A 12,402-nucleotide genomic window follows, 5' to 3' on the forward strand; every position below is an offset into this window, starting at 1 on the left:
TCGACGGTTACCGTGTCGCGGGACGCGGCCGGACGCTGGTTCGTGTCGATGCTGGTCGAAGACCAGGCCGTCAGGCCGCTCCCGGCCGCGGACACGGCCGTCGGCATCGATGTCGGCCTGGATCATCTGCTGACCCTCTCGAGTGGTGAGAAGATCGCCAATCCCCGGCATGAACGCAAGGACCGTGTCCGGCTGGCGAGAGCGCAGCGTGTCCTTGCCCGTAAGGAGAAGGGCGGCCGGAACCGGGCGAAGGCCCGGCGCAAGGTCGCCAGGGTCCATGCTCGTATCGCCGACCGCAGGCGGGACGCCCTGCACAAGCTGACCACTCGACTCGTGCGTGAGAACCAAACGCTCGTGATCGAGGATCTGACCGTGCGTAACATGGTCCAGAACCACACCCTGGCCCGCGCCATCAGTGATGCCGCGTGGTCGGACTTCCGGAACATGCTGGAGTACAAAGCGAGCTGGTACGGGCGGAACGTGGTCGCGGTCGACCGCTTCTTCCCGTCCTCCAGACTGTGTTCGGACTGTGGCGCTTTGCAGAACAAGATGCCCTTGAACGTCCGTACCTGGACGTGCGACTGCGGCACAACCCATGACCGGGATGTGAACGCGGCGAAGAACTTGCTGGCCGTCGGACTGACGGTGTCGGCCTGTGGAGCCGGTGTAAGACCTCAACGGAGCACTCCGGGCGGGCAGTCGGCGATGAAGCAGGAAACCCTGCGGCGCGAGCCGTAGGAATCCCCCTCGTTCACCGAGGGGGGGAAGTCAAGACCGAACCGTAGACAGCCGCCGCCCGACCGGCCACGGGTTATCGCGGCAGTACCGCGTACGCCTCGATCTCCATCAGGAACTCCGGCCGCACCAGCGACGCCACCTGCACCGCCGACGCGGCGGGCAGCCGGTCCTCCGGTATGTGCGCGGCGCGGGCCGCGCGGATCGCGGGCATGTACGCCATGTCCGTGACGAAGAAGGTCAGTTTGACCACGTCGTCGAACGTCGCCCCGGCGGCGGCCAGGCAGCGGCGCAGGTTCTCGAAGACCTGGCGGGCCTGGGCCGCCGGGTCGCCCTCGCCGACGAGTTTGCCGTCCTCGTCCAGCGCGAGTTGGCCGGAGACCGCGACGAAGCGGCCGGTGCCCATGACGACATGCGTGTACGCGGCGGCGGGGGCGACCCCATCGGGGGCCGTGATCCTGGTCAGTTCGCTCATGCGTCCATCATGGAGCACGGGTTTGACCACGCGGATACGAGGCCCCCGACAGGGGCGGCGGGCGGGCTCAGCCGTGGTGGCCGAGCAACCCGTGCAGCGTCGAACCGGAGGAAGGAACGGGCGCCGCCTTGGTGGGCAACGGCTTGGGATCGGGCCGCCGTTCGCACACCGCGTCGGCATCGCCCTTGCCGCGCGGCACCTTGCCGTTCGCCAGATACGCGGTCAAGTACCGGTCCAGACAGGCGTTTCCGCTGAGTGTGACGCCGTGGTTGCCGCCGCCCCGCTCGACCACCAGACGGGAACCGCGCAGCAGATGATGGACGCGCACACCGCCCTGGTACGGAGTGGCGGCGTCCTCCGTCGCCTGGAACAGCAGCGTCGGCGGCAGCGCGTCGTTCGCCACGTCCACCGGTCGCAGCGGCGCCGTCCGCCAGAAGGCACAGGGCGCGTTGTACCAGGTGTTGCTCCAGGCCATGAACGGCGCCTTCGCGTACACCGCCCAGGTGTCCCCGCGCCACCGCGCCCAGTCGCGCGGCCAGGCGGTGTCCCGGCACTGCACGGCGGTGTAGACGCTGTAGCTGTTGTCGCCCGCGGCGTCGACCTTGCCGACCTTGTCGTACGCCGTGACCAGCGGACCGGGGTCATGACGGTTCACATAGGCGGCGAACGCGACGGCGAGGTTCGGCCAGTAGCCGTTGAAGTAGCCGCCCGGGACGAAGATGTCCTCCAACTCCGCGGCGCCCACCTTCTTCCCGGCCGGGTGCTTCGCCAACGCCCGCCGCATCGCGTACCACTTGGACTCGACCACGGCCGGGTCCGTGCCGAGGTGATACGTCGAGTGGTACTTGGCGACCCAGGCGAGGAACGCCCGGTGGCGGTCGTTGAACGCGTAGTCCTGCTCGATGTTGTCGTCGTACCAGACGCCACCGGGGTCGACGATCGAGTCGAGCACCAGACGGCGTACCCGCTGCGGGAAGAGCTTCGCGTACACCGCGCCCAGGTAGGTGCCGTACGAGTACCCGAAGTAGTTGATCCTCCGGGCGCCGAGCGCCTGCCGGATCGCGTCCATGTCCCGCACGGCGCTCACCGTGTCGATGTACGGCAGCACGCTCGCGTACTTGGCGGCGCACGCCTTGGCGAAGGAGGCGGCGCGGGAGACACCGGCCCGCTCCAGGGCGGGTGTGCTGGGCACCGAGTCCGGGCGGACCGGCTTGGAGCGGCCGGGCGCGCAGGTGAGGGCGGGCTTGCTCTTGCCCACGCCCCGCGGGTCGAAGCCGATGACGTCGTACTGCGCCGCCACCTTCTTGGGCAGGGTCGCGGCGACGAACCCGGCGAGCGTCAGACCGCTGCCACCGGGCCCGCCCGGATTGACCAGCAGCGGCCCCTGATAGGTCTTCGCGGTGTGCGGGACGCGCGACAGCGCCAGGCTGATCTGCCGCCCCCGCGGGTTCGCGTGATCGAGCGGCACCGTGACGGACGCGCACTGGAGCGTCCGATAGCGGGCGGTGCCGCACTTCTTCCAGGTGGGCCGGGCCGCCTTGGCGATGTCCACACCGGGCGCGGCGCTCGCCTCGGCCGGGACGGCGGTGAGCGTCCCCGCCACCACCACGGCGGCAGCGCACAGCGCGGCTGCGCGTTCTCTCATGTAAGGGCTCCCTCGACGGAGGAGGACGGACCGTATATGTCAGGTCCTCGCCGCATCGTCCCGGAAAGTCCGGCGGTATGAACGTGTTCAGGTAGCACTTGACCCGATCGGGTCGCGCGAAGCGCTCGGATGCGCCGCGCGTTCCCTCACAGGAGGGAGAACTGATGTCCCGTCAACGCCTTCACGTACGGCGCGCGTTCTCCGGGGCGGCGGCCGGGGCGGCGCTCGCGCGGATGCCCGTCACGGAGCGTGGCCCGAGGTGTGATGGGATGGCGCCACTCCACCCCACGGACAGAAAGAGGTAGTCATGGCGCAGGTCGAGGCCACGACGGAGCGGACCATCGCGGCGGACGCGGAGACGGTGTTCGACGCGCTCGCCGACTACCTGGACACCCGCCCGAAGCTGTTGACCGAGCAGTTCAGCGAGTACGAGGTGCGCGAGGGCGGCGACGGCGAGGGCACCCTCGTGCACTGGAAGCTCCAGGCCACCAGCAAGCGCGTCCGTGACTGCCTCCTCGAGGTGAGCGAGCCGACCTCCGGCGAACTCGTCGAGCAGGACCGCAACTCCTCCATGGTCACCACCTGGCGGGTCACCCCGGCCGGCGAGGGCCGCTCGCGCGTCGCCGTCACCACCACCTGGAAGGGGGCCGGCGGCATCGGCGGCTTCTTCGAGCGGACCTTCGCCCCCAAGGGTCTCGCCCGCATCTACGACGCGATGCTCGCCAAGCTCGCCACCGAGGTGGAGAAGTAACACCGGTACGGCACGGCCGACGGGGCACGCCACCACAGGCGCCGCCCCCTCTCCCCGCGCGCGACGGGGGCGCGGATCCCGCGATCCGAGCCCCCGGAGCGCAGTGCGTCAGTCATCCGGCTGAATATCACGCTCACCGTTTCGAGTGGTTTTCAGCGCAGTCCGGTCGTCCACCGCAGGGCTCCGACCGGCGGATACCCGGACGAGGCCCGCCCCGAGGCCGACTCATCCCGCTCGAACGCGTCGCGCGGTGCGAGAAATTGGACCGCGCAATCGCGACGAGGGGAGCGGTCCGTGGGCGTGACGACGGTGGTGGACGTGGACGGCGAGCGGGTCATGCCGCCCGCCGTCCCGAGGACGCCCCAGGGGCCCATCGCCACCGAACAGCCGACGGCGCTCGGCCCGCGCCGAGTGCGCCTGGTCTTCTTCGGGCTGATGCTCGCGCTGCTGCTCGCCGCGCTCGACCAGATGATCGTGGCCACCGCGCTCCCGAAGATCGTCGGTGAACTGCACGGTCTGGAGCGGATGTCCTGGGCGATCACCGCCTATCTGCTGACCTCCACCGTGGGCCTGCCGGTCTACGGCAAGTGCGGCGACCTCTTCGGCCGCAAGGGCGTCTTCCAGTTCGCGATCGCCGTCTTCGTCATCGGCTCCGCGCTCGCCGGGCGCGCGCAGAGCATGGACCAGTTGATCGCCTTCCGCGCTCTCCAGGGCGTCGGCGCGGGTGGCCTCATGATCGGCGTACAGGCGATCATCGCGGACATCGTCCCGCCCCGCGAACGCGGTCGCTACATGGGCCTGATCGGCGCCTCCTTCGGCCTCGCCTCCGTGGCCGGGCCCCTCCTCGGCGGCTACTTCACCGACCATCTCTCCTGGCGCTGGTGCTTCTACATCAACGTGCCCTTCGGCCTGATCACCCTCGCCGTCGTCGCCGTCGTGCTGAAGCTGCCGAAGCCCGCCGTGAAGGTCCGCCTCGACGTGCTCGGCACGATCCTGCTGGCCGCCGCCTCAACCTGTCTGGTGCTGCTGACCAGTTGGGGCGGCATCGAGTACGCCTGGGACTCGCGCGTCATCCTGGGGCTGGGCGCGGGCGCGGTCCTCGCGAGCGTCCTCTTCCTGATCGCCGAGGGGTTCGCCGCCGAACCCCTCATCCCGCTACGGCTGTTCAGGGACTCGATCTTCAACGTCACCGCACTGGTGGGGCTCGTCGTCGGCATCGCCCTGTTCGGAGCGGCCAGTTACCTGCCCACCTTCCTCCAGATGGTCGACGGGGCGAGCGCCACCGAGTCCGGGCTGCTGATGCTGCCGATGATGGCCGGGGTCGTCGGCGCCTCGGTCGTCTGCGGCCAACTCGTCAGCACGACCGGCCACTACCGGATCTATCCCGTCCTCGGCAGCGCCGTGTCCGCCGTCGGCATGTGGCTGCTGTCCCGGCTCGACGTGGACACCTCGCGGCTGGAGTACAGCGTCTGGATGGCCGTGCTCGGCACCGGGATCGGCATGGTGATGCCCATTCTGATCCTCGCCGTGCAGAACTCCGCGCGCCCCGCCGACCTCGGCTCGGCGACCAGCGCCAACAACTACTTCCGGCAGATCGGCGGCAGCGTCGGGGCCGCCGTCTTCGGCACCCTGTTCGCGAACCGGCTCTCCGACGCCCTGCGGGACCGGCTGCCCTCCGGCGCCGAACTGCCCGACGCCCAGTCGATCACCCCGCAGTTGGTCCACACACTGCCCCCGGCCCTGCGCGCCGCGTACATCGACGCCTACGCGGACGCCATGCCACGGATCTTCCTCTACCTCGTGCCGGTGCTCGTCCTCGGCCTGCTCATCGCCTTCTTCCTCAAGGAGAAACCACTGGTGTCCCACCACACCTCCGCCGAGTCGCCGCTCACCGTCACCCCCGGCGAGCCGACCCCGCTCACGGCCCAGGTCCCGCACGCGCGCACGCCCTACGCCGCCGGAGTCCCCGTGTGCGGCACGGTCCAGCACCCCGACGGCACCGTCGTCCCGCGCGCCGCCCTCACGCTCATCGACGTGGCGGGACAGCAGATCGGACGGGGCGCGAGCGGCGAGGACGGACGGTACGCGCTGTCCACGCCCGGCTCCGGGGCGTACGTCCTGATCGCCGCGGCCGGTGGCCACCAGCCCCAGGCCGTCTCGGTGACCGTCGGGGAGCGCGCGGTCGAACTGGACGTCGTGCTCGGCGGCGCCGGACGGCTCGCGGGAAGCGTGCTCACGGCCGACGGCACCCCGGTGCGCGATGCCGCCGTCACGCTCACCAACGTGCACGGCGAGGTGGTCGCGAGCACCCGCAGCGGGCGCGAAGGCGGCTATGTCATCGGCGAGTTGGTGGCCGGGGAGTACACCCTCGCGGCCAGCGCGCCCGCGTTCCGCCCGGCCGCGCTGCCCGTCTCCGTACAGGCCTCGCGCGAGACCCGGCAGGACGTCGAACTCGCGGGCGGCGCGGTGCTGCGCGGCACCGTGCGCGCCGGGGACGGGCGGCCCGTCGAGGACGCGCGCGTGACGCTCCTCGACGCCGCGGGCAACGTCGTCGACACGCTCACCACGGGCGCCGACGGGACGTTCCGGTTCGTCGACCTGTCGTCCGGCGAGTACACCGTGATCGCGGCCGGATACCCGCCGGTGGCGACGGTGCTCCAGGTCGCCGGAGGGGGCCGCACGGAACGGGACCTGCAGCTCGGACACGAGGACTGAGGAGGGGAGACCGTCCGCTTCGCCTGAGGGCTGTCCGCAGGGCCACCGGCCAGTGTGCGGCATCGGCGTCCCCCCGTGTGGGGTAATTCGCGTAATGCCACACATCGCGACCTGCCGGGGCCGTACCGTGGTGGTGCGGTACGGATCTTGCGAACGCGGGGAGATAGGGGCCTGGGCCATGGACGATGGCACCATGACGGGCGCGCTCCCCGGTCTCTCGGCCGACGACGGCGCGGCGGAAGGCGCCACGTCCGGGCGTATACCGCTGGCCGTGGTCGTGGTGGACCGCGAGGGCCTGGTCTCCCACTGGAGCCGGGGCGCACGGCAGTTGTTCGGCATCGCCCGGCAGGACGCGGTCGGTCTGCCCGCGACAGACCTGCTGCCCGTCTCCGGCGCCCTGCCCGAGGAGGACGAGGACGGGCCCTACGGGGCGCACGACGGCCTCGGCCCCGGTCTGGAGCCCTCGCTGGAAGGGGAGTTGTCCTATCCGGCCGCGGGTCGCGCCCGCCTCTCGTCGCCGGACGGGACGGACCTCCCGCCGTCCGGGGCGCGGGGCAGGGTCGAAGTGCTGTGGTGGGCCTACCCGTTGGTGGGGCCGGGCCCGGAGCGGCTGCTGGTGCTGGCCGCCGCCGCGGACGCGCCGCACCCCCGGGACGACGGCGCCCCGGTCGAGCGCGTCGCCCCCGGCTTCGCCCGGCACACCGACTTCCCCGGCGCCGATGAACTCGCCCACCGGTTGCCCGAGATCCTGCCCAGCATGAGCGTCGGCGAGAGCGCCCGCATCGTCGCGCAGGTCCTCGAACTGGGCTATCCCGTCCTGGAGTTCAGCCGGAACGACCGGGTGCCGGTCACCCCTGACTGGGGTGTGCCCCGGCGCGTGGAACGCCGGGCGCGCCGGGAGCGGGCGGCGCGCGCCGCGGCGGCGGGCCTGGCGCTGCCGCAGGACACCGAGGACGAGGGCGAGGACCTCGAGTACGCCGCGGTGCGCGAGCGCCTGGAGTTCCTCAACGAGGTCAGCGGCCGGATCGGCACCTCCCTCGATCTGGCGCGGACCGTCATCGAGGTCAGCAGGGCCGTCGTGCCCCGCTTCACCGACGTGGCCGGTACGTATCTGCGCGAACAGGTCCTCGCCGGTGAGGGGTTCCCCGAAGGCGTCCCCGACACGACCACCCTGTGGCACCGCGTCGCCGTCGAGCACACCGACGAACCGGGCCGCTGGGACGATGTCGTACCGGTCGGCGAGGCCATGCCGTTCCCCGCGCACACACCCTTCTTCCAGTGCATGACCAGCGGTGACCCCGTCCTCGTACCGCGCATCAGCGAGGAGATGGGGCACGCGATCGCCGCGCAGTTCGAGAAGCGTGACATCCGGCCGCTCATCAACAACCGCTCCATGCTGGTCGTGCCCTTGAAGGCGCGCGACGTGGTGCTCGGGTTCATGATCCTGCTGCGCCACCCCGAGCGCGTCGAGTTCAACGACATGGACCGGGTCACCGGCGCCGAACTCGCTGCCCGCGCGGGCCTCGTGCTCGACAACGCGCGCATGTACACCTACCAGGAGAACGTCGCGGAGACGCTCCAGGACAGCATGCTGCCGCGGATCGAGCCCCGGATGGCCGGCTGTGAGATCGCCACCCGCTATCTGCCGGGCACCCTGCTCGGCCGGGTCGGCGGCGACTGGTTCGACTCCGTGCGACTGTCCGGCGCCCGTACCGCCCTGGTCGTCGGCGACGTCATGGGGCACGGACTCAACTCCGCAGCGATGATGGGCCAGTTGCGCACGGCCGTACGCACCATGGCGGCCCTCGACCTGCCGCCCGCCCAACTCCTGCGCAGCCTCGACGACTTGGCGCAGCGCCTCGGCGACACCTATCTCGCGACCTGCCTCTACGCCGTCTACGACCCGATCGCGGGCGAACTCCACCTCGCCAACGCGGGCCATATCCCGCCGGTGATCGTGCGCGCCGAGGACGGGCGCAGCGAACTCCTCGATCTGCCCACGGGAGCGCCGATCGGCGTCGGCGGTGTGCCCTTCGAGGCGGTACGCGTGCCCGTCGCGCCCGGTGACCGGCTGGTGATGTGCACCGACGGGCTGGTCGAGATGCGGGGCGAGGACATCGGCGTGGGGCTGGCCACGCTGTGCGAGTCCGCCGCCCACCCCGCGGCCTCCATGGACGACGCCTGCGACACGATCATCCGCGCCCTCAACACCCGTGGTGGCCGCAAGGACGATGTGGCCCTGCTGATGGCCCGGTTGAGCGGCATCGAGCCCGAGGACGTCGCGGTGTGGCGGCTCGCGCCGGACGCCGTCGAGGTGGGCCGGGCCCGTGCGGCGGTACGGGAACAGCTCCACACCTGGGGACTCGGCGCACTCGTCGCCCATGCCGAGCTGCTGGTGAGCGAGTTGGTCACCAACGCCGTGACGCACACCCACAGCCGTCAGATCGAACTGCGCCTGGTGCGCTGCGACACGCTGCTCTGCGAGGTCGAGGACGACGACCAGACCCTGCCCACGCTGCTCGACGCGCGCCCGGACGACGAGTACGGGCGCGGGCTGCGCGTGGTGAGCACGCTGGCCCGCGAGTGGGGGACCAGCCGTACGGGCGGCGGCAAGACGGTGTGGTGCGCGCTGACCCTGCCCCGCGTCGCACCTCGGGGGAGTCGGGCATGAGCGTGACGAGTCAGTACCGGCAGGCCTGGGAGAGCTTCTGGCACGAGGCGCCCGACGAGCCGGGGTCCGTCATCTGGGACGCCGAGCCGAAGCTGACCTCGGCGGTTCATCTCGCCCTGTTCGAGCCGCTGTTGACCGATCCGGGCCTGCCGTTCCTGGACCTGGGGTGCGGGAACGGCACACAGACCCGCTTCCTGGCCGACCGCTTCCCCCGTGTCCTCGGCGCCGACCTGTCCTCGGCGGCCCTGGACCACGCCCGGCGCGCCGACCCCGCGGGCCGGGCCGGATACCGCCTGATGGACGCGGCCGAGCAGAGCGAGGCGGCAGCGCTGCACGCCGAACTCGGCGACGTCAACGTCTATATGCGTGGCGTCCTCCACCAGTGCGAACCGGCTGACCGGCAGCCGCTCGCCGACGGCCTCGCGACCCTGGTGGGGGAGCGCGGCCGGGTCTTCCTCGTCGAACTCGCCGAGGAGGCCGGGCGGATGCTCAAGGAACTGGCGCGGCGCCCGGAGGGCCCACCGGCCAAGCTCGCCCCGGTCTTCCGGCACGGCATCGCCCCCGGCGAGGTGGCGGACGCGGCGGTGCCGGAGTATCTGCGCGCGGCGGGTCTCACGGTCCTGGCGCGGGGTGAACTGCCGCTGGTGCTCACGGAGTACCTGGCCGACGGCACCCGTATCGATCTGCCGTCGAAGTGGATCGTCGCGGGCGCACCCCGCCGTTCTCAGGCCACCACCGCGTGATCATCCGGGGGTACGCTCTGCGGCATGACGAGGCTGGAGCGGCTGCGGGCCGACCATGAACCCGCCCTGTTGGCCTTCGAGCGCGAGAACCGGGAGTACTTCGCACGGTCCGTGCCCGATCGCGGGGACGCGTACTTCGCCGAGTTCGCCTCGCTGCTCCGCGCCCGGCTCGCTGAACAGGACGCGGGCCTGTGCCACTTCCATGTGGTCCTCGACGACCGGGGCGTGTTGATCGGCCGCGTCAACATCGTGGACGTCGTGGCGGGACGCGCTGAACTCGGTTACCGGATCGGCGAGCGCGCCGCCGGACGGGGCGTGGCGACGGCCATGGTGGGGGAGGTCTGCCGGGTCGCCGCCACGGAGTACGGCCTCCTGGAGCTGACAGCGATGGTCGCGCGCGCCAACCCGGCCTCCGCGGCCGTGCTCCTGCGCAACGCGTTCACCGCCGTGGAGGAGACCTCGGTCGGAGGGCAGCCCGGCGTGCGCTACCGGCGTCGGCTCACCGCCCCGGAACCGACGTAGCCTCAGAGCAGTCCGACCGCGGTGTCCACGGCGGTCGCCACGCTGCCCTCGGCGGGGTACAGCAGCGCCCGGCCCGCCACCATTCCCTGCACGGTGGGCAGTTGCAGCGCCGTACGCCACTTCTCGTAGACACCCTGCTGATCCCCGCGGGCCTCGCCGCCGAGGAGCACGGCGGGCAGGGTCGAGGCCTTCAGCGCCTCGGCCATGTCGTCGGGGTCGTCGGTGACGGGCAGCTTGAGCCAGGTGTAGGCGGACGTGCCGCCCAGGCCCGAGGCGATGGCGATGGACCGGGCGACGGCCTCGGCGCTCAGATCGTTGCGCACCCCGCCGTCGACGCGCCGCACTATGAACGGCTCGATGAACAGCGGCAGTCGGCGCGCGGCCATCTCGTTGACGGCCCGCGCCGCCGACTCCAGGGTGCGCAGGGAGCCCGGGTTGTCGTAGTCGATCCGCAGCAGCAGCTTCCCGGCGTCGAAGCGCAGCCGCTCGATGTCCTCGGCGCGCAGACCGGTGAAGCGGTCGTCCAGTTCGAAGGACGCTCCGGCGAGGCCACCGCGGTTCATGGACCCGAGGACGACCTTGCCGTCCAGCATGCCGAGGAGCAGCAGGTCCTCCAGGATGTCGGCGGTGGCGAGGACACCGTCCACGCCGGGCCGGGACAGCGCGACACACAGGCGTTCCAGGAGGTCGGCGCGGTCGGCCATGGCCAGTCGGCGGTCGCCGACGGCGAGCGCGCCGCGCGCGGGATGGTCGGCGGCCACGATCATGAGGCGTCCGCCGGTACCGATCAGCGGGCGGCGGACGCGCCGGGCGGCGGCTTCGGCGATGGCCTGCGGCGTACGGGCGCGCAGGGTGACGAGGTCGCGGATGCTGATGCTCAAGACAGGCTCCGTTCACGGGATGGCAGGGGTCGCCCGCGTGGGAGGGGCCGGGCACCCGGTGCCTGCCGGGGCACGGGACGGGCCGGTCAAGCGCGTGCCAGGAGGGCGGCGATCTCCGACTCGGTCGGCATCGCGGTGGAGCAGGCGAGACGGGAGGCGACGAGCGCGCCCGCCGCGTTGGCGTGCCGCATGATCTGCTCCAACGGCCGCTCGGCGAGCAGCCCGTGGCAGAGCGAGCCGCCGAACGCGTCTCCGGCGCCGAGTCCGTTGACGACGTCCACGGGCAGCGGCGGCACCTCGGCGGTCGTACCGTCGCGGTGCAGGGCGAGCACCCCGTGGGGGCCCTGCTTGACGACCGCGAGGTCCACGCCCGCCGCCAGCAACGCCTCGGCGCAGGCGCGGGGTTCGCGGACGCCGGTGGCGATCTCGCACTCGGCGAGGTTGCCCACGGCCACGGTGGCGTGGCGCAGCGCCTCGGCGTAGTACGCGGGCGCGGTCGCGGGGTCCTGCCAGAACATCGGGCGCCAGTCGAGGTCGAACACGGTGATGCCGGACCTGTCCCGGGCCGCGAGGGCGGCGAGCGTGGCCGAGCGGCTGGGCTCGTCGCTCAGGCCGGTGCCCGTGACCCAGAAGACGCGGGCGGAGCGGATGGCGTGGAGGTCCAACTCCTCGGTGTGGATCTCGAGATCGGGGGCCTTGGGCAGTCGGTAGAAGTACAGCGGGAAGTCGTCCGGCGGGAAGATCTCGCAGAACGTGATCGGGGTCGGGAAGGCGTCCACGGGCGTGACGAACCGGTCGTCCACCCCGAACTCCTTGAGCGCTCCGTGGAGATACACGCCGAAGGGGTCGTTCCCGGTCCGGCTGATCAGCGCGGTGGTCCGGCCGAGGCGCGCGGCGGCCACCGCGACATTGGCGGCCGAGCCGCCGAGGAACTTCCCGAACGACTCGACCTGGGGGAGCGGTACGCCGGTCTGCAAGGGGTAGAGGTCCACTCCGAGGCGTCCCATGGTGATGAGGTCGAACCGTTCGGCGGGCTCAGGCATGCGCGTCGCTCCTCGTGCGGGATACGGGCCGACGGCCGCCCGGAGGACCGGTGTCCGGGCCCGGATGCCTCACAGGTGTAGGCCGCGGGGCGCTTCCCTGTCAAGGGTATGTACTTACATTCGGACCTGGTCGCGCGGTGCGCGTGCACGCGAACGGTGCCCGCGAGGCCGGATCCTCGGGGCACCGTCGTCTGTCTCTTGTGCGGGGCGTGGCCGGTATC

Annotated in this window: 10 protein-coding genes; 6 read left to right on the forward strand and 4 right to left on the reverse strand. The window is 71.7% G+C overall.

The genetic code is table 11. The annotated features are described in order from the left end of the window. On the forward strand, positions 1 to 738 hold a 738-nt coding region (locus tag ACZ60T_RS10685), incomplete at its 5' end, for an RNA-guided endonuclease TnpB family protein (RefSeq protein WP_469665578.1). A gap of 73 nt (positions 739 to 811) precedes the next feature. Here the strand turns inward: ACZ60T_RS10685 and ACZ60T_RS10690 are convergent. Continuing rightward, the gene (locus ACZ60T_RS10690) at positions 812 to 1,210 is read right to left on the reverse strand and encodes a RidA family protein (RefSeq protein ID WP_469665579.1); all 399 of its coding nucleotides are present in this window, start codon (positions 1,208 to 1,210) and stop codon (positions 812 to 814) included. A 67-nt stretch (positions 1,211 to 1,277) separates the two neighbouring features. Beyond that, a complete protein-coding gene (locus ACZ60T_RS10695; protein ID WP_469665580.1) occupies positions 1,278 to 2,855 on the reverse strand; it encodes an alpha/beta hydrolase in 1,578 nt (525 codons plus the stop codon). Positions 2,856 to 3,162: 307 nt separating this feature from the next. On the opposite strand from ACZ60T_RS10695, the gene ACZ60T_RS10700 reads away from it, so the two are divergent. From ACZ60T_RS10700 to ACZ60T_RS10720, 5 genes are all read left to right on the forward strand, one after another. Continuing rightward, on the forward strand, positions 3,163 to 3,606 hold the full coding sequence (locus ACZ60T_RS10700; protein ID WP_469665581.1) for an SRPBCC family protein: 444 nt from the start codon (positions 3,163 to 3,165) through the stop codon (positions 3,604 to 3,606). Positions 3,607 to 3,942: 336 nt separating this feature from the next. After that, positions 3,943 to 6,321, forward strand: a complete 2,379-nt coding sequence (locus ACZ60T_RS10705) for an MFS transporter (protein ID WP_469666065.1) — start codon at positions 3,943 to 3,945, stop codon at positions 6,319 to 6,321. A gap of 178 nt (positions 6,322 to 6,499) precedes the next feature. After that, positions 6,500 to 8,992: a SpoIIE family protein phosphatase gene (locus tag ACZ60T_RS10710; RefSeq protein WP_469665582.1), complete on the forward strand. Its 2,493-nt coding sequence runs from the start codon at positions 6,500 to 6,502 to the stop codon at positions 8,990 to 8,992. Then, entirely contained in the window at positions 8,989 to 9,735 is a 747-nt protein-coding gene (locus ACZ60T_RS10715; RefSeq protein ID WP_469665583.1) for a class I SAM-dependent methyltransferase, read from the forward strand. The genes ACZ60T_RS10710 and ACZ60T_RS10715 overlap by 4 nt, the downstream gene beginning before the upstream one ends. Positions 9,736 to 9,759: 24 nt before the next feature. Continuing rightward, a complete protein-coding gene (locus ACZ60T_RS10720) occupies positions 9,760 to 10,257 on the forward strand; it encodes a GNAT family N-acetyltransferase (RefSeq protein WP_469665584.1) in 498 nt (165 codons plus the stop codon). Positions 10,258 to 10,259: 2 nt separating this feature from the next. Here ACZ60T_RS10720 and ACZ60T_RS10725 read toward each other — a convergent pair whose 3' ends face one another. Beyond that, positions 10,260 to 11,138, reverse strand: a complete 879-nt coding sequence (locus ACZ60T_RS10725) for a Cgl0159 family (beta/alpha)8-fold protein (RefSeq protein WP_469665585.1) — start codon at positions 11,136 to 11,138, stop codon at positions 10,260 to 10,262. 86 nt (positions 11,139 to 11,224) lie between these two features. Next, a complete protein-coding gene (gene iolC / locus ACZ60T_RS10730) occupies positions 11,225 to 12,181 on the reverse strand; it encodes a 5-dehydro-2-deoxygluconokinase (protein WP_469665586.1) in 957 nt (318 codons plus the stop codon). Between the last annotated feature and the right edge of the window lie 221 nt (positions 12,182 to 12,402).

It is taken from the genome of Streptomyces sp. NPDC104371 (assembly GCF_055583785.1).